This is a genomic window from Microbacterium karelineae (assembly GCF_009745985.1).
In the GTDB taxonomy this organism is placed as follows: domain Bacteria; phylum Actinomycetota; class Actinomycetes; order Actinomycetales; family Microbacteriaceae; genus Microbacterium; species Microbacterium karelineae.
Genome location: NZ_WFIX01000171.1, coordinates 192,133 through 209,218 on the forward strand (window position 1 = coordinate 192,133; position 17,086 = coordinate 209,218).

General features: G+C 73.6%; 13 protein-coding genes. 5 read left to right on the forward strand and 8 right to left on the reverse strand.

The features are described 5' to 3' along the window. Nucleotides 1–106 precede the first annotated feature (106 nt). The 4 genes from GB932_RS02265 to GB932_RS02280 all read right to left on the reverse strand — a co-directional run bounded on the left by GB932_RS02265 (nt 107) and on the right by GB932_RS02280 (nt 7,784). Nucleotides 107–1,921, reverse strand: coding sequence for a YcaO-like family protein (locus GB932_RS02265; RefSeq protein WP_197517252.1), 1,815 nt, complete (start codon nt 1,919–1,921; stop codon nt 107–109). Continuing rightward, a complete protein-coding gene (locus GB932_RS02270; RefSeq protein ID WP_156759100.1) occupies nt 1,918–4,107 on the reverse strand; it encodes a YcaO-like family protein in 2,190 nt (729 codons plus the stop codon). The genes GB932_RS02265 and GB932_RS02270 overlap by 4 nt, the downstream gene beginning before the upstream one ends. A 186-nt stretch (nt 4,108–4,293) precedes the next feature. Further along, nucleotides 4,294–6,081, reverse strand: a complete 1,788-nt coding sequence (locus GB932_RS02275; protein ID WP_156759101.1) for an ABC transporter ATP-binding protein — start codon at nt 6,079–6,081, stop codon at nt 4,294–4,296. Next, nucleotides 6,078–7,784 carry an ABC transporter ATP-binding protein/permease gene (locus GB932_RS02280; protein ID WP_156759102.1) on the reverse strand — a complete coding sequence of 569 codons (1,707 nt, stop codon included), beginning with the start codon at nt 7,782–7,784 and terminating at the stop codon, nt 6,078–6,080. Before GB932_RS02280 ends, GB932_RS02275 begins: the two co-directional genes overlap by 4 nt. Nucleotides 7,785–7,866: 82 nt before the next feature. Between GB932_RS02280 and GB932_RS02285 the strand changes: the two genes are divergently transcribed. Genes GB932_RS02285 through GB932_RS02295 form a run of 3 tightly spaced genes read left to right on the forward strand, consistent with a single transcriptional unit; the run spans nt 7,867 to nt 10,818 of the window. Further along, nucleotides 7,867–8,931, forward strand: coding sequence for a FecCD family ABC transporter permease (locus GB932_RS02285; protein ID WP_156759103.1), 1,065 nt, complete (start codon nt 7,867–7,869; stop codon nt 8,929–8,931). Nucleotides 8,932–8,968: 37 nt separating this feature from the next. Further along, the gene (locus GB932_RS02290; protein ID WP_156759104.1) at nt 8,969–9,961 is read left to right on the forward strand and encodes an ABC transporter substrate-binding protein; all 993 of its coding nucleotides are present in this window, start codon (nt 8,969–8,971) and stop codon (nt 9,959–9,961) included. Continuing rightward, nucleotides 9,958–10,818, forward strand: a complete 861-nt coding sequence (locus GB932_RS02295) for an ABC transporter ATP-binding protein (RefSeq protein WP_156759105.1) — start codon at nt 9,958–9,960, stop codon at nt 10,816–10,818. The genes GB932_RS02290 and GB932_RS02295 overlap by 4 nt, the downstream gene beginning before the upstream one ends. Here the strand turns inward: GB932_RS02295 and radA are convergent. After that, nucleotides 10,716–12,068, reverse strand: a complete 1,353-nt coding sequence (gene radA, locus GB932_RS02300; RefSeq protein WP_156759106.1) for a DNA repair protein RadA — start codon at nt 12,066–12,068, stop codon at nt 10,716–10,718. The two genes, GB932_RS02295 and radA, sit on opposite strands and share 103 nt — an antisense overlap. 114 nt (nt 12,069–12,182) lie before the next feature. On the opposite strand from radA, the gene GB932_RS02305 reads away from it, so the two are divergent. After that, nucleotides 12,183–12,425: an MbtH family protein gene (locus GB932_RS02305; RefSeq protein WP_156759107.1), complete on the forward strand. Its 243-nt coding sequence runs from the start codon at nt 12,183–12,185 to the stop codon at nt 12,423–12,425. Continuing rightward, nucleotides 12,422–14,059 (forward strand): (2,3-dihydroxybenzoyl)adenylate synthase, encoded by a 1,638-nt coding sequence (locus GB932_RS02310; RefSeq protein ID WP_156759108.1) that lies wholly within the window; start codon nt 12,422–12,424, stop codon nt 14,057–14,059. The genes GB932_RS02305 and GB932_RS02310 overlap by 4 nt, the downstream gene beginning before the upstream one ends. Here GB932_RS02310 and GB932_RS02315 read toward each other — a convergent pair. Genes GB932_RS02315 through GB932_RS02325 form a run of 3 tightly spaced genes read right to left on the reverse strand, consistent with a single transcriptional unit; the run spans nt 14,035 to nt 16,936 of the window. Beyond that, the gene (locus GB932_RS02315) at nt 14,035–14,874 is read right to left on the reverse strand and encodes an ABC transporter ATP-binding protein (RefSeq protein ID WP_197517274.1); all 840 of its coding nucleotides are present in this window, start codon (nt 14,872–14,874) and stop codon (nt 14,035–14,037) included. The genes GB932_RS02310 and GB932_RS02315 overlap by 25 nt on opposite strands. Further along, nucleotides 14,874–15,914 carry a FecCD family ABC transporter permease gene (locus tag GB932_RS02320; protein ID WP_197517253.1) on the reverse strand — a complete coding sequence of 347 codons (1,041 nt, stop codon included), beginning with the start codon at nt 15,912–15,914 and terminating at the stop codon, nt 14,874–14,876. The genes GB932_RS02315 and GB932_RS02320 overlap by 1 nt, the downstream gene beginning before the upstream one ends. After that, the gene (locus GB932_RS02325; protein WP_156759110.1) at nt 15,911–16,936 is read right to left on the reverse strand and encodes an iron chelate uptake ABC transporter family permease subunit; all 1,026 of its coding nucleotides are present in this window, start codon (nt 16,934–16,936) and stop codon (nt 15,911–15,913) included. Before GB932_RS02325 ends, GB932_RS02320 begins: the two co-directional genes overlap by 4 nt. Nucleotides 16,937–17,086: the final 150 nt, after the last annotated feature.

The window sequence follows — 17,086 nt, forward strand, 5'->3', positions numbered from 1 at the left end:
TCTGCATGATGAAGGGAAGGCTACCCTAAGGGAAAGCCGGGTGACAGCGCGTCTCGATCCGCGGATCCGACATCTCAACGATCCGGGCCGTCTCCGGCGCCGCCCATCACCACCCCGGATACGGCATGCGCTCGTCGCCGATGCGCTGAGGGAACGCGCCCACGGCGAGGCGCCGCGTGCCCGTCGCGAGCAGCCTCACGGCGGCGTACCCCGCCTCGCGCACGCGCGGGACGGTGACATCGACCGACACGATGCGCGGCGCGATCCGCGCGAGCGCGTCGAACACGGATCCGGCCGTGGGTCCGTCCACCTGCGACGACGGGTCCCCTTCCTTCTCCGTACGCGCGAGGAAGTGCGCCGCGACGCCCGGATCCAGGCCGAGCTGCACATGGCACATGGGGTCGATGAGGCGGCGGCGATCGGCGAAGTCGCGGCCGTATCGGCGATCGGCGCGGTGCGGGGCGAGCCCCGCGACGCCGCCGTTGCCGAGCTCGCACGCGCGCCGGATGAGGCTGCCCGGATCCCGCAGATCCCGCGCGGACGAGTACTGGATCAGCGCCTCGCCGATCGCGATCGCCGCGGCCTCCTCGGGATCCGCCGCGGCGCCCCCGCCGAGCCCGACGATGCGATCCTCGTCGTGCACGACGGCGAGCCGCACGGGGATCCCTGCACCGGTCGGAAGATCCCGTACACGCAGCGCGAGCGCGCCGCCGATGTCGATCTGCACGGGCGCCTGCACCGGACGCAGCGGGGCCCCGCCGTCGAACCACCACCGCGCGATCGCGTCCTGCGCGATGATCCTGGCGGCCGCGCGTTCCCGCGCGTGCTCGAGCGTCCGACCCGCCTCGAGGCCCACGAGGTTGTGTCCGTTCGTCGCGACGAGTCCCGGCAGCGCGCTCGCGAGATAGCCGGCGTGCACGAGGCTCAGCGGCACCCAGCATTCCTCGTCCCGCTCGACGCCCCGCAGCCACCATGATCCCTCGCCGGCGCCGGCGCGTCGGAATGGAAAGCCGGGCCGATCGTGCAGGCGAGGATCGTGCGGCCCCCACTCGTCGACGTCGAGGACCCGGCCCCCGATCCGCCGCAGGGATTCGCGCGAAGCGAGGCGCCGATGCCCCTGGCCGAGGTAGGCGCCGCAGAGGTGCGCGATGCCCGACAGCGTCGCGGCCTCCTCCGGCGCGGCGCCGACGCCGTCGAACGCCGCGGCGGGGGCGAGCGGATCCGGCTGATGCCGCGCGTCGACGCTCGCCGGATGCGGCAGCTCCGCGTGCAGGTGATGGAATCGGTCCGGGTGCCACGGTTCCCGGCGCCGGCGGATCGCGTGGAGCACGCCCGTGACGGGGTCGACGATCGGCGCCGGCGCCAGGGCATGCGGCCGCCATGCATCGCCTGCCCACGTCCAGAGCGTGTCGGGGTCGAGGGCGGGATCGGGATCCGCCGCGCCGAGATCTCCGCCCCCGCGCAGCCCCGCATGGGCCACCGCCTTGTCGACGCACGCCGCCGCTCCGGCGCCCTCGCCGTCCGCGATTACGGGCCGTGCCGCGAGCGCCCGCGCGTGCGCAGGGTCGGCGACGGTCGCGAGGAGCGCGTCGCGTGCGCATCCCGCGCGCTCGACGGCGGATCCGCGCACGAGCGCGAGTCGATGGATCCGCCCGCCGAAGCGCCATCGCACCGTCGCGGGCGGCGCGCCCCCCGCGTCGATCCGACCCGCGAGCTCGCCGAGCGCGTCGAGCGCAGGCAGCCACGTGTCCGCGCCGAGCGCGGGACCGGGCGCATCGGGCCCCGTCAGACGCAGCGTGTCGAGCGCCTCCGCCGCCTCGGGCGTTCCGAACTCGATCCCCTCGAGCACCCACCGCCGCCCGTCGTCGCCGCAGACGAGCAGCGCGTCGCCCGCAAGCGAATACCCCGTGAGCGCGGTCACGCGTGCGGGACGGGGAAGTGGTTCAGCTCGTCCTCGGCGAGCGCCGTCTCGCGCCAGCCGAGCTCGACGGCGAGATCCTGCACGCGCCGCCCACCGAGGAACGGGAACGCCGCCGGCGCGTTCCCCACCGTCCCGGGCACGATCGCGCGCACGACGGCCATCCCCGTGCTCGCGACATCGGGGGAGGTGATGTCGACGACGATCACCTCGTGCCCTGCCGCCTCGAGGCGGGCGCGGTACGCGTCGGGCGTGCGCTGGACCAGGCGCGGCGCGTCCGCGAATGTGCGGGTGACGGGGCGGTCGAGCAGCGGCGCGACGCGCGCGACGGCGCGGGGGTCGAGGTGCACCTGCTGCTGCACCATGAGGTCGTCGCAGTCGCGCATGTCATCGCGATAGTCGTCGAGGTACCGGCGGTCGGCGCGCCACTGCTTGAACGAGCGGCTGTTCAGCTCGCCGCGCGACATCGCGTCCCAGTGCGCGCCGTCCGCTCGCAGCAGGTCCCGGCTGCCCTCCTGCAGCGTGCAGGCCTCCGTCCAGGCCTTCGAGGCCGCCGCCTCCGGGGTGTCGCGGCAGGCGAAGCCGACGTTCACGAGCGTGTCGACGTCGTTGTGGAGCACGCCGGCGGCGACGGGCACCTGGAACTCGTTGTCGAGCATGATGAGCGACGGGCGCTGCCCGACCGCGGCCGGCACATCGTCCCAGACGCGCGCGAGCGCGCCCGGATCGGTGGCGTCGATCGGGTGGCCGTTCAGCCACCAGACCATCGTCGCGTGGCGCTCGATGATCTCCTCGAGCGCCGACGTCACGGCGTAGTCCATGTTCGGCCCGGCCGCGATCCCCGCGAAGGGGCAGAAGTTCGTCACGGGCGCCGCCGAGTACCCGGCCGTGAACCAGTTGACGTAGACCATGCTCGCGGGCACGAGGATCTCCTCGTCGGTCGTGAGCGACCGCCCGGGCACCCAGTGCATCTCGAGGTCGTGGGTCATCCGCACGAAGGGGAAGCCGGGCTCGTCGTACTGCGCGTCGGAGTAGAGCACGAGCGCATCGGGATCGAGCACGCGCACGGGCCCGCGCCGGAGATCCCGATAGCTCGCGAAGGTCACGGGGAGCGTGTCGAGGAGGTTGCCGCAATAGCGCTCGGCCGCCTCGCCGATCGCGCTCGCGCGCGCCTGCTCGGGATCGCCGAATGCGGATCCCTGGCAGGAGGTGTTGTTCGCCCATCGCGACACGCGTCGCATATTGCAGACATCGCTCTGCGCCGTCGCGAGCGTGCGCGGGATGCTCGGGTGGTGCGTCACATCGCGCGTGCGCTGCACGAGCCCCGTGAGCGGATCCACGAGATCGGCCGGCGTGTGGGGATGCGCGGCGCTCAGGACGCTGGACGGCAGCGGGAGCACGGGGTGGGTCGTGACGGATCCGTCGGCCGCGATCTCGAAGAGCGTGTCGCCGGGGCGATCCCCTGCGAGGATCTCGCGGGCGCGCGCCATCGCGGCGCCGAGGTGCCGCGGATCCGGACCGGCGTCGCCGCCCACGGCGGGCGCGCGCAGCGCGCGATGCGCGGCCGCGTCGAACGCGGCCGCGGTGCGGCGCGCCGCGAGATCCTCGTAGTTCGCCCCCACACCGGGCGTCACGAACGGGCCGATCCACACGGTCGACCGCGTGACCTCGATGGGCGCCCACGGCGTGCGCGCGTCGCTGCACAGCCGGTCGAAGGCGCAGAGCGTGTGGTCATCGGATCCGCGGATCGCGTAGACGAGCATCTCGCCCGTGCGGAAGGCACGGTGCACGACGCGCTGCCAGTCGCCGTCGGACACGGCGCGGAGTGCTCCGTCGCCGCCTGCCGCCTGCAGGGCCGCGACGACATCGGGGGCGCCCGTGACGAGCAGGTCGCCCTCGGCGCCGTCGCCCAAGTCGTCGGACACCGCCGGCGCCGCGGGGAGCGCCGTGGGTTCCACGAAGGCGCCGTCGGTCTCGAGCACCTCGCGCAGCATCGCCGATGCGCCCTCCCAGTCGTCACCGAGGGCAGGCGATGCGGTGCCGGTCGCCCACGCGTCGATCATCCGCAGGACGACGTCCGCCGGCGCGTCGACGGCGAACGAGGATCCGGTCGGGGTCGTGATGAGGGCGCGTCGGGGCGCGAGAGGGCGAACCTCGACGCGCGTGGCGCGGGCGGTGTGTGTCGGCATGTTCTCTCCATCGGGTGGGGCGGAATCGGGCGCGGGCGCCCCCACCCGGGTGGGAGCGCCCGCTGGCATATCAGGACCAGGCGAACGCGGTCGAGACGTGGCCGTGATTGTTCGCGTTGGGCGCGAGGATCTGGTCGTCCGAGCGCTCGGTGGCGATCTCGGTGATGGCGATCTGCTGCATGTTCTTCACCTCCCTTCGTGGTCGTCGTGCTCGCCGGCGCCGGTCAGCGCCGGTTCGTCCCGCTGGCCGATGAGCCGGCGGTAGAACTCGGATCCCTCGACGAGCGCGTCGTGGGTGCCCTGCTCGCGGACGCGGCCCGCGTCGAGGACGACCACGTGGTCGCAGCGGCGGATCGTCGAGACCCTGTGCGCGATCACGATCGTCGTGCGCCCGTCGCGGAGCCGCTGCAGCGTGGCCCCGATGTCGCGCTCGCGGTGCGCGTCGAGCTGCGCCGTCGCCTCGTCGAGGATGAGGACGGACGGATCCCGCAGGAACGCCTGCGCGAGGGCGAGCCGCTGACGCTGGCCGCCCGAGAGCGTCGCGCCGCGGTCTCCGATCTCGGTGTCGAGGCCGTCGGGCCATGCGGCGACGACGTCTCCGAGGCCGGCGTCGTCGAGAGCGCGCGCGAGTCGTGCATCGGCGGCGGCGGGATCTGCGAGGAGCAGGTTCGAGCGGATCGAGCCTCGGAACGCGAATGGGGTCTGGGCGACGAGGGCGACCTCGCGTCGCAGCGCCTCGACGTCGAGCGCGCCGATGTCGGCGTCGTCGAGGAGGATCCGCCCCTCATCCGTCGGCCACAGCCGCGTGAGCAGGCGTGCGAGGGTCGACTTGCCCGCTCCGGAGGCTCCGACGAGCGCCGTCGTGCGCCCCGCGCGGATCTCGAGGTCGAGGCCCGCGATCGCCGGGCGATCGTCGTCGTAGGCGAAGCGCACCCTCTCGAAGCGGACCCGGCCCGGGCCGGGCGCGACCTGTTCCTCCCCCGTCACGTCGCCGCGCACCTCGTCGGCCTCGTCGAGCAGCGCCTGCACGCGACCCGCCGCCGCGGACATCTCGCCGAGCCGCTGCAGCATCGCGAACGCCCCGGCCGACGGCGCGAAGGCCGCGACGGCGAGCACCATGGCGGGCGGGATCCAGAACGCGTCGAGCCGGCCGCTCGACGACAGCGCGCCGAGGGCGATGAGGAAGCCGATGCTCGTGACGGCGAGGACGACGTCGGCGAGGGCGCTCTCGGCCGCGGCGCGCAGCGCGAATCGCCGCTTGGCCGCCTGCACGGCGGAGGTCCGGTCGAGCACCTCGTCGCGGTGGCGCGCCTCGAGGCCCAGCACGGCGAGCTCGCGGCGCGCGCCGGCGCCCTCGGCCGATGCCGCGTGCAGAGTTCCGACCTCCGCCCGGATCTCGCGCCCCTGCCGCACCTGCATCCCCGCGAGCAGCCACGGCACGGCGAGTACCAGGGCGACGCCCGCGCCGACGATGAGGCCGGCCGGACCGACGATCCCGACGAGCACGGCGGTCGCGATGAGCGGCGTCGCGAGGGCGTTCACGCCGGCCCCGAGCGTGTGTGCGTAGAACCACTCGAGCACCTCGACATCGCCCATCGCGGTTCCCGCCACCTCACCGGCGCGACGGCGCCCCGTGCGGGTGGGCACGAGCTTCTCGACGGCGTCGTAGACGCGCATCCGCAGGGCGTCGATGACGCGGTAGGCGAGCAAATGGCTGAGCCACGACTCGATCCAGGTGAACGCGGCGACGGCGATCACGGCAGCCGCGAGCGCTACGAGCAGCGCGGCGACGATCCCTCCGCCGTCGCCGCGGACGACGGCGGACCCCACCGCGGCGCTGAGCCCCGCTGCGGCGGCCGTCGCGAGCTGAAGGACCGTCATCGACGCGGTCGAGCGCAGGAACAGCGCGCGCTCGCCCGACGCGTTCCGGATGAGGCGCAGGATCGGGCGCAGCAGCCGCGCAGCGGCGCTCATGCGGGGATCCCCTCGCGCTGGGCGGCGGCGAGGCGCGCGAACGGCCCGTCGCCCGCGGCGAGATCCGCATACGCGCCTCGCTCGAGCACCCGCCCGTCGCCGACGACGACGACCTCGTCGGCGGTCTCGATCGCGGACAGCCGGTGCGCGATGACGACGAGCGTGCGGCGTTCGGGCAGGCCGCTGAGCGCGGAGACGAGGTCGCGTTCGCGGCGCCCGTCGAGCGCCGACGTCCCCTCGTCGAGGAGCAGGATCGGCGCGTGCTGCAGCAGCGCTCGCGCGACGGCGACGCGCTGGCGCTGTCCGCCCGAGAGCAGCCCGCCGCTCTCGCCGACCTCGCGGTCGAGGCCCGAGCCGTCGGAGATCAGATCGCTCGCCTGCGCCGTGCGCAGGGCATGCTCCAGCTCGTGGTCCGCCGCGAGAGGCGCCACAGCGCGCAGGTTCTCGCGCAGAGAACCGGAGAAGAGGACGGGATCCTGCGAGACGAGGGCGACGGGGGCCGATCCCCCGCCCGCGTCGATCGCGACCGTGCCGCGCTCAGGAGCGAGGACGCCGAGGATGAGATCGCCGATCGTCGACTTGCCCGCCCCCGATGCGCCGACGATCGCGGTGAACGATCCGCGGCGCACGCCGAGGTGGAGATCGCGGACGGCGAGCATGTCCGCCCCCGGGTAGCGGGCGTCGACCCCCGAGAGCTCGATCGCGAGATCGGGGTCGCTCGGAGCGGGGCGCTCTGCCGCGGTCGGGGCGGCGTGTGCGTCATCCGCGAGCGCCTCCAGGATCCGGCGACCGGCCGAGAGCCCGACGTATCCGGCGTGCCAGTGATTGGCGAGCTCGCGGAAGGGGCGGAACACCTCGAAGCCGACGAGCGTGACGACGAACAGGTCCTCGGGGGCGAGCGTGCCCGACCACACGCGCGCCACCCCGACGGCGAGGACGATCGCGGGGCCGGCGACGAGCAGCAGGCCCGTGAGGCCGGATTCGACGAGCGAGAGGCGCAGCTGGCGCAGGGTCGACGAGAGCAGATCGGCGCTCGCCGCCCGGAGCTGTGCGCGTCGTCGGCCGGACGCGCCGAGCAGCTTGAGTGTCTCCATCCCGCGCATCGAGTCGACGACGTCGGCGTGCATGCCGGAGTATGCCGCCCAGTGCGCGTCGCCGTGCGCACGCAGCACCCGATCCCACAGGCGCGGGATCAGGGGCACGACGAGGGCCGCGAGCGCCGCGGCGATGCCGACCACCGGGTCGACGATGACGAGGATCGCGATCGCGATCGTCGCGCCGACGGTCGTGACCACGATCTGCGGGATGTAGCGCGTCACGTACGGCTCGAGGTTCTCGACCCCGTCGACGAGGAGCGACTGGCGCGCTCCCACGCTCTCCTGCGCCCCCGCGAACGGGCCGCGTGCGGCGGCCGCGTCGAGCAGGCGGCGGCGCAGCACGCGCTTCATCCGGCCCGCGACGGCGTGTGCGCTGATCTCGCGCAGGGCGGTCACGGCGGGGCGCGCGAGCAGCACGGCGCACAGGGCGAGGAAGGGCGTCGTGAGCGCGGCGAGCGATCCTCCGGTCACGAGGGAGGAGAACAGCGCGGACATCGCGAGCGCCTGGCCGATCGCGAGCCCGCTGAGCGCGAGCCCGACGAGGGCGCAGACGAGCTGACCGATGACGACCGGCCGGGTGAGCGCGGCGAGGCGAAGGTGATCCACGTACTCCTGCTATCTTTATTGATAATCATTTTCAATAGACGTGAAGACAGTTCTACACGACGCCCTGAGGATCCCGCCACCCATGACCCGCCCGCTCACCGCCGTTCCCGCGACAGCGGCCGCGACACGCCGTCGCGCCCGCGCGCTGATCGCGGCGTTCAGCGTCGTGCTCGTCGGCGTGACGCTCCTCGCGATCGGCATCGGTCCCGTCGCGGTCGACCCCGGCACGGTCGCGGGCGTCGTCCTCCACCGCCTCGGCGCGCTCCCCGCACCCGTCGGCTCATCCGCGGAAGACGCGATCGTCTGGCTCATCCGCACACCCCGTGTCCTGCTCGGCGCCTTCGTCGGCGCCGCGCTCGCGATGGCGGGCGTCGCCGTCCAGGCGCTCGTGCGCAATCCACTCGCCGACCCCTATCTGCTGGGGATCTCCTCGGGCGCCTCCGCCGGTGCGGCAGCGAGCATCCTCTTCGGCTTCGGAAGCGGGCTCGGCGTCGTCGCCCTCACCGGCAGCGCGTTCGCGGGCGCCGTCGTCGCGATCGCCCTCGTCCTGTCGGTCGCCCGCATCGGCGGGCGCCTCGTCACCTCGCGGCTCGTGTTCGCCGGCATCGCGGTCGGCTTCGCCCTCACGGCCCTGACGAACTTCCTCGTCTTCGCGAGCGAGTCGCGCGACGGCGCCCGCGCCGTCATGTTCTGGATGCTCGGCTCCCTCGCGCAGAGCCGCTGGGAGTCCGTGCCGCTCCTCGCGGTCGCCGTCATCGCGGGCCTGCTCGTCTTCACGTGGTGGGCGCGCCGATTCGATGCGCTCGCGATCGGCGACGACACCGCACTCGCGCTGGGAACGGATCCCACACGCTTCCGCGCCGCAGCGGCCCTCGCGGTGAGCCTCGTCGTCGCCGTGGCCGTCTCGGTCTCGGGCCTCATCGGCTTCGTCGGCCTCGTCGTCCCGCACATCGCCCGACGCCTCGTCGGCGGCACCCATCGCGCGCTCTTCCCGACCTCAGCTCTCCTCGGTGCGCTTCTTCTCGTCTCCGCCGACGCGCTCGCCCGCATCGCCTTCGCCCCGCGCGAGCTGCCGCTCGGCATCCTCACCGCCCTGATCGGCACGCCGATGCTCATCGCGCTCGTCCGCCGCTCCCTCACTCGTTGATCCGCACCCGCACACCCCACAGCACAGGAGAACCGAGATGACCACAGCACGCCACCTCCTCCGCGCGGCCGCCGCCGCGCTCGCCCTCGTCACGGCGGGAGCCGCCGCCGCATGCTCTCCCGCCGCGGAGGGCTCCGCGCCCGATGCCGCGGCCGGCTTCCCGCTCACGATCGAGAACTGCGGCGAGGAGCTCACGATCGACGCCGAGCCGCAGACGATCCTCACGGTCGGCACGTCGTCGGTGTCGCTCCTCGACGCCGCCGGCGCATCCGACCGGATCATCGCCCGCACGGGCGAGTTCGGCGCCGAGCTGCCGGCCGATCTGCAGAACCCGCCGACCTCCGCCGAGGTGCTCGACCCCGCGGACCCCGCGATCGAGACCATCGTCGGCTCCGAGGCCGACATCATCGTCGGCTACGGCCTCTTCAACGCGTCCGAGGACGATGTGGCGGCCGCCGGGATCCCGAACGTCATCATCGACGGCGAGTGCAGCCACGACGCGGCGCTCACCGGTCAGACCGACTTCGAGGCGATCTTCGCCGACGTCGAGCGTCTCGCACGCATCTTCGGCACCGAATCGGACGCGGCGGCGAACCTCACCACGCTGCGCGCCGAGCTCGACGAGCTCACGGCGACGGCCCCCGAGCCGAGCGACGATGCCGAGGCAGCCGTCGTCTACTACTTCTCCGAGAGCGCGTCGCTGTCGGCGCGCGGCGGCCAGGGCATCGCCGATGACGTGCTCGCACGCGCCGGCTACGGCAACGTGTACGGAGACGAGCCGTCGGTGTACCTCGAGGCGAACATCGAGACCCTGCTCGACGCCGACCCCGCCATGATCGTCATCGCCTACGGAATGTACGGCGAGAGCTTCGACGACGCGCTCGCGAAGCTGCGATCCGAGCCGGGTGCCGAGGACCTCGCCGCCGTGCGTTCCGGCGCCGTCGTCGGCGTGCCCGGGTCATCGCTGGCGCCCGACCCCGGCGCCATCGACGGCCTGCGCGTCGTCCTCGAGGGGGCGCCGCGCCCATGATCGGCGTCGAGCGGCTGACCGTCCGGTACGGCCGGAGGGTCGCCGCCGACGGCGTCGATCTGCGTGCCCACGAGCGGCGCATGCTCGGCCTGATCGGACCGAACGGATCCGGGAAGTCGACGACCCTGCGCGCGATCCTCGGCGCCGCGCGCCGGCAGGAGGGGCGGATCCTCGTCGACGGACGGGAACTCGCCGCCTGCTCGGCCGCGGAGCGCGCGCGACTCATCGCCGTCGTCGCGCAGGAGGAGGTGCCCGACGCGCACGTCACCGCCTGGGATTCGGTGCTGCTCGGCCGTTCGGTGCACCGCACGGGCTGGCGCGCATACGACGCAGCCGATGAGGAGCGCGCGGCCGACGCGATGCGCCGCGCCGGGGTGCTGCACCTCGCGCCGCGCCACGTGCACCTGCTCTCCGGCGGCGAGCGCCAGCGGGTGCTCATCGCGCGGGCCCTCGCGCAGGGCGCCAGCCACCTGCTCCTGGACGAGCCGACGAACCACCTCGACGTGCGCTACCAGCACGAGGTGCTCGCGCTCGTGCGCGCCCTGCACCAGACGAGCATCGTCGTGCTGCACGACCTCAACCTCGCGGCACGGTACTGCGACGACGTCGTACTGCTCGAGGAGGGTCGCGTCGTCGCGAGCGGCACACCCGCCGAGGTGCTGCGCCCCGAGATCCTCGAGCCGGTGTACCGCATCCGCACACAGCGCATCGACGCCGCCGGTGTGCCGCAGCTGCTCTTCGGGCCGCCGGAGCCTCAGAACTCGGGCACGTCCTTCAGCACGGGGACGCGGTGGGCGCGCACGTCCTCCAGCGCCGCGCGCAGCTTGCCCGATCGGTCGTCGATGACGCGCGAGTAGCCGAGCCGGTTCGCCTCGCCGCGGCGCTGCGCCGCCTGCGTGACGGGGCGCACCTCGCCCGCGAGCGAGAGCTCGCCCGCGGCCGCGATGTCGCGCGGCACGGCGAACTGGCGCAGGGATCCGGCGACGGCGACGGCGATCGCGAGGTCGGCCGCTGGCTCGGTGAACCTCACGCCGCCGACCGTCGAGACGTAGACATCCATGTCGCTCGTCTTGATGCCCGCGCGGCGCTCGAGCACCGCGAGCACCATCGCGACGCGCGAGGAGTCGACGCCGTGCACGATGCGGCGCGGGTTCGGCGCGCCCGTGGGGGTCGTGAGCGCCTGCACCTCGACGGGCAGGGCGCGCTTGCCCTCGAGGGCGATGCCCACGCACGTGCCCGGCTCGGGCTCGCCCTGCGAGAGGAACATGCCCGAGGGATCCGGCACCTCCTGGATGCCGTCACCCGCCATCTCGAAGCAGCCGACCTCGTCGGTCGGGCCGAAGCGGTTCTTGAGCGCGCGGATGAACCGCAGCGCCGTCTGCCGATCGCCCTCGAAGTGGCACACGACGTCGACGAGGTGCTCGAGCACGCGTGGGCCCGCGACCTGGCCGTCCTTCGTGACGTGGCCGACGAGGATGATCGGCAGCGCACGCTCCTTTGCGACGCGGATGAGCGTCGAGGCGACCTCACGCACCTGCCCCGGCATGCCCGCCGCGCCGTCCTGCATGCTCGATGCGACGGTCTGCACCGAGTCGACGATGACGAGTTCGGGCTCGACGGTGTCGATGTGGCCGATCACCGTCGCGAGGTCGGTCTCGCTCGCGAGGAACAGCTCGTCGTGCAGGGCGCCCGTTCGCTCGGCGCGCAGCCGCACCTGCGCGACCGACTCCTCCGCGCTGACGTAGAGCACGCGCCGCCCCTCGCGTGCCGAGCGCGCGGCGACCTCGAGCAGCAGCGTCGATTTGCCGACGCCCGGCTCACCCGAGAGCAGAACGGCCGCGCCCGGGACGACTCCGCCGCCCAGCACTCGGTCGAACTCCCCGACGCCGCTCGGGCGTCGCGGAGAGTCGGTCGTCGACACCTGCGTGATCGGCTGTGCGGCCGAGCTCGGCGCAAGCGCCTGTACGCGATGCGACGCGGGCTTCGCCCCCTGCTCGACGACGGTGCCCCACTGCTGGCACTCGCCGCAGCGGCCGACCCATTTCATCGTCGTCCAGCCGCACTCGCCGCAGACGTATGCCGGGGCGGCGGATCGTTTCGAAGCCATGCCACCAGGCTAGGCGGGAGGTCTGACATTCGAACGACGACGCGTTGCGTATTAGATTAGGCTTGCCTAACTAACGACGGCAGTGCGTCCGTCGAGTCGACGACAAGGAGCACCATGGCACCGAACCCCTTCGACGACGAGCAGGGATCCTTCTACGCGCTCGTCAACGACGAGGAGCAGCACTCGCTGTGGCCGACCTTCCGGCCGGTCCCGGACGGCTGGGAGATCGCCTACGGCGGCCCCGACGGCGCACCCCGCGGCGACGTGCTCGCCTGGATCGAGGAGCACTGGACCGATCTGCGGCCGCGATCGCTGCGCGAGAAGCAGGCCGCGTCCGCCGCCGTGGTCGAGCGATGAGCGGATCCCTCGCCCCGCTGCGCGTCGACGGCGTCGTGCCGTACCCGCCCGAGGCCGCGCGCGCCCACCGCGAGCGGGGACACTGGATCGGCCAGACGCATGCCGAGATGCTCGCCGCCTCGGCTCGCGCACACGCCGATCGCACGGCGATCATCGCGGGCGACGAGCGGATCACATACCGCGCGCTGCGCGATCGCGTGCTCCGCCTCGCCGCCGGCCTCGCGGACCTCGGGATCGCGCGCGGCGACCGCGTCGTCGTGCACCTCCCGAACATCCCCGAGCACACGGCATTCACGTTCGCGCTCTTCGAACTCGGCGCGATCCCCGTCTTCGCGCTCGCCGCGCATCGGCGCACGGAGATCGAGCACATGGTGCGCACGGCCGAGGCCCGCGCCTACATCGCCGTCGCGAGCCACGACGGCGCCGATCTGGCCGGCCTCGCCGACGAGCTCCTCCGGTCCGCTCCCTCGCTCGCGCACGCGATCCTCGTCGCGCCGGGCGGCGGAGGCGAGGCGGTCGTGCGACTGCTCGCGCACGCGCCCCTCGCCGACGAGCCCCGCTCGCTGCCGGAGGACCTCGCGTTCCTGCAGCTGTCCGGAGGGACGACCGGCACCCCGAAGCTCATCCCCCGCACGCACGACGACTATCTCTGCTCCGTGCGCGAGAGCAATCGGATCTGCGGCGTGACGGCCGACACCGTGCAGCTCGCCGCGCTCCCCCTCTCACACAACTTCACGATGAGCTCTCCCGGCGTGCTCGGCGCGCTCGCGGCGGGTGCGACGATCGTGCTGGCTTCCGATGGCAGCCCCGACACGGCGTTCCCTCTCATCGAGCGACACCGTGTGACGCAGGCGGCGCTCGTACCGCCCCTCGTGCTCGCGTGGCTCAACTCGCCGCGCCGCGCCGAGTTCGACCTGTCGAGCCTCGAGGTGCTGCAGGTCGGCGGAGCGAAGTTCAGCGAGGAGGCGGCCCGGCGCGTGGGCCCCGAGCTCGGGTGCACCCTGCAGCAGGTCTTCGGCATGGCCGAGGGGCTCGTCAACTACACGCGGCTCGATGACGACATCGAGACCATCGTCACGACGCAGGGGCGGCCGATCTCTCCCGACGACGAGGTCCGCGTCGTCGACGACGACGACCGCGACGTCCCCGACGGCGAGAGCGGGCACCTGCTCACGCGCGGCCCCTATACGATCCGCGGCTACTTCCGCGCACCCGAGCACAACCGGCGCAGCTTCACGGCCGACGGCTTCTACCGCACGGGCGATATCGTGCGGCGCCTGGCCGACGGATCCCTCACGGTCGTGGGGCGCGCGAAGGATCAGATCAATCGCGGGGGCGAGAAGATCGCCCCCGAGGAGGTCGAGAACCTCCTGCTCGGCCACGACGGCGTGCACGATGCGTCGGTCGTCGGTGTCCCCGACGCCGTCCTCGGCCAGCGCACGAAGGCCTATGTGATCGCCCGCAACGGCGCCGATGCGGCCGCGCTGTCGGCGCGCGCGCTGCGCCGCCACCTGCGCGAGCGCGGCGTCGCCGTGTTCAAGATCCCCGACGCCTTCGAGCTCGTCGACGCCTTCCCGAGCACGGGCGTCGGCAAAGTGAGCAAGAGGGATCAGCGGGCGGACGTGTCGACCTGAGCGCCCCGCCGCGCGACCGCGCGGGGGAGCATGACGGGCACCCCCGTGTCGGGGTCGGCGATGATCCGGGCGTCGACTCCGAACACGTCCGCCATGGTCTCCGCGGTGAGCACGTCGGCCGGGGGCCCCTGCGCGACGACGACGCCGTCCCTCATGACGATGAGGTCGGTCGCGTACCGCGCCGCGTGGTTGATCTCGTGCAGCACCGCCACGACCGTGCGACCTTCGTCGCGCAGGCGCGAGACGAGATCCAGCACCTCGAGCTGGTGGCCGATGTCGAGGAAGGTCGTCGGCTCGTCGAGGAGGACGGTCGGCGTCTGCTGCGCGAGCACCATCGCGATCCACACGCGCTGCCGCTGGCCTCCCGACAGCTCGTCGACGGGGCGCGAGGCGAGGGCCTCGACGTCGGTCTCGCGCATCGCGGTGCGCACGGCCTCCTCGTCGCGGCGCGACCAGCCCGACAGGACCGACTGGTGCGGGAAGCGTCCGCGCGCCACGAGGTCGAACACCGTGATGCCGTCGGGCGCGATCGAGGTCTGCGGCAGCAGGCCCAGCCGTCGCGCGACGTCGCGCGTCGGCAGGCGGCGGATGTCCCGCCCGTCGAGCAGCACGGATCCCGCGCTCGCGGGAAGCAGCCGCGCGAGCGAACGCAGCAGGGTCGACTTGCCGCACGCATTGGGGCCGACGATCGCCGTGAACTCGCCCTCGGCGATCCGCACGTCGAGCCCGTCCAGCACGCCGCGGTCGCCGTATCCGGCGCCGAGCCCCCGCGCTTCCAGTGCGCTCACGGCGCCCTCCCTCTCGTCTCGGGCCATCATCCGCGTTCCCTTCTCGCCTCGCGCATCAGCAGCCACACGAGATAGGCGCCGCCGACGCAGACCGTGACGGATCCCGTCGGCAGGCTGATGTTCGGGATCGCGTGCTGGGCGACGATGTCGGCGCCGATGAGGAGCACGGATCCCACGAGCGCCGACCCGAGCAGGTCGACGCCGGCGTCGCGGCCGCAGAGGCGGCGAGCGATCTGCGGCGCGGCGAGCGCGACGAACGAGATCGGCCCCGCCGCAGCCGTCACGAGCGCCGTCGCGACGACGCCGAGCACGATGAGCGCCGCGCGCACGAGCTCGACGCGCACGCCGAGCATCGCGGCGGCGTCGTCGCCGAGCTCGAGCGCCTGCAGGCGGCGCTGCGCGGCGGGCGCCGCGACGAGGACGCACGCGAGCACCGCCGCGGCGAGCGCGAGCGACGCGGTCGACACGATGCTGAGGCTGCCGGCCCCCCAGACGGCCGCGCGGAGCGCGGCGTCGACGTCGGCCTTGACCGAGAACCACGTGCTGAGCGCCGTGAGGAAGGCGCCGGCGGCGATGCCGACGACGATGAATCGGAATCCCTGCACGCCGCGCCGGAAGGCGAGGACGTAGACGGCGAACGCAGTCGCGAGGCCGCCCGCGAGCGCGCCGGCGGCCATCGCCGCGTACCCGCTCGCGCCGAGCAGCAGCACGCCGACGACTCCCGTGTAGGACCCGGCCGAGAAGCCGATGACGTCGGGACTGCCGAGCGGGTTGCGGGTGAGCGACTGGAACACGGCGCCGCCGAGGGCGAGGGCCGCGCCGAACAGGACGGCCGCGAGGACGCGCGGGAGACGCCACTCGAGCACGACCGTCGCGATGGGCCCGTCAGCGAGGCCGGCGAGGGCGCGGATCACGTCGACGACGCCGACCCGATAGCTCCCGAGGCAGAGCGCGAGCGTCGCGAGCGCGAGGATCGCGGCCGCGAGCGCGACGCGCACGATCACGGCGCGGCGCGTGGTGCGGGCGCTCCACACCCCCGCGCGGACGACCAGGGCCTGAGCGCTCACAGCGCCCTCGCACGGCTCGTCCGGGCGAGCGCGATCAGGACGGGCGCCCCCACGAGCGCCGCCACGATGCCGACCTGCAGCTCGGCGGGCAGCACGATGACGCGCCCGAGGGTGTCGGCGAGGAGCACGAAGGCGGGCCCGAGCAGCGCGGAGAACAGCGCGATCCAGCGCCAGTCGGGGCCGGTCGCCCAGCGCACGATGTGGGGGATCATGAGTCCGACGAACGCGATGGGCCCCGCGGCGGCCGTCGCGGCGCCGCAGAGCAGGGTGACCGCGGCGACGACGAGGATCCGCGTCGCGCCGACACCCGCCCCGAGGGCGCGGGCCGTGTCGTCGCCGAGCGCGAGCGCGTTGAGCCCCCGCGCGCTCGCGGCGGCGAGCAGCAGCCCCGCGGCGAGGAAGGGCGCGATCGCGTCGAGCGTGCCCTGCGGGCGGTCGGCGATGGATCCGGCACCCCAGAACCGCATGGCGTCGAAGGTCTCGACGTCGATGAGCGCGAGCGTCTGCGAGATGCCCGTCAGGACGGATCCCAGCGCGACGCCGACGAGCGTGAGCCGCAGCGGCGTCGGGGCTCCGCGCCCGCCGCTCGCGACGAGATACACGAGGGCCGCGGCCGCGAGGGCGCCGACGAAGGCGAACGGCAGGTACTGGTCGATGCGCGTGAAGCCGAAGGCCGCGACCGCGAGCACGACGGCGAAGCCGGCGCCGGCGTTGACGCCGAGCACACCGGGATCGGCGAGGGGGTTGCGCGTGAGCCCCTGGATGAGCGCGCCGGAGACGCCGAGCGCGGCGCCGACGGCGATGCCGAGCAGGGTGCGCGCGACGCGCGCGTCCGCGACGGTCGCGTGGTCGACGGATCCGTCGGGTGATGCGAAGGCGGCCCACACGACGTCGAGCGGGAGCATGGCGGATCCGACGGCGATGCTGAGCGCGATCGCCACGGCGAGCGCCGCGATGCACGCGAGGAGCCCGACCGAGCGCGCGACGCCGGGGCGCGGTCGCGCGGCGGTGTGAGCGGCCATGGCGGTCTCCGTGGCATCGGACGGGGCGGTCGACGCCGATCGACAAAACAACTTAGGTTAGCCTCAGCTTAGCTGATAGTGTTCCCCCGTTCCGACGCCGCGCACCCGGGCGCGTCGACGCCGCCGCGCATCAGTCCGATGCGCCGCGGA

Excerpts from the sequence above, each read along its gene's own strand:
- GB932_RS02270 (WP_156759100.1), bottom strand. The coding sequence starts at position 4,107 with ATGCCGACACACACCGCCCGCGCCACGCGCGTCGAGGTTCGCCCTCTC.
- GB932_RS02275 (WP_156759101.1), bottom strand. The coding sequence starts at position 6,081 with ATGAGCGCCGCTGCGCGGCTGCTGCGCCCGATCCTGCGCCTCATCCGG.
- GB932_RS02285 (WP_156759103.1), top strand. The coding sequence starts at position 7,867 with ATGACCCGCCCGCTCACCGCCGTTCCCGCGACAGCGGCCGCGACACGC.
- GB932_RS02290 (WP_156759104.1), top strand. The coding sequence starts at position 8,969 with ATGACCACAGCACGCCACCTCCTCCGCGCGGCCGCCGCCGCGCTCGCC.
- GB932_RS02295 (WP_156759105.1), top strand. The coding sequence starts at position 9,958 with ATGATCGGCGTCGAGCGGCTGACCGTCCGGTACGGCCGGAGGGTCGCC.
- radA (WP_156759106.1), bottom strand. The coding sequence starts at position 12,068 with ATGGCTTCGAAACGATCCGCCGCCCCGGCATACGTCTGCGGCGAGTGC.
- GB932_RS02305 (WP_156759107.1), top strand. The coding sequence starts at position 12,183 with ATGGCACCGAACCCCTTCGACGACGAGCAGGGATCCTTCTACGCGCTC.
- GB932_RS02310 (WP_156759108.1), top strand. The coding sequence starts at position 12,422 with ATGAGCGGATCCCTCGCCCCGCTGCGCGTCGACGGCGTCGTGCCGTAC.
- GB932_RS02315 (WP_197517274.1), bottom strand. The coding sequence starts at position 14,874 with ATGGCCCGAGACGAGAGGGAGGGCGCCGTGAGCGCACTGGAAGCGCGG.
- GB932_RS02325 (WP_156759110.1), bottom strand. The coding sequence starts at position 16,936 with ATGGCCGCTCACACCGCCGCGCGACCGCGCCCCGGCGTCGCGCGCTCG.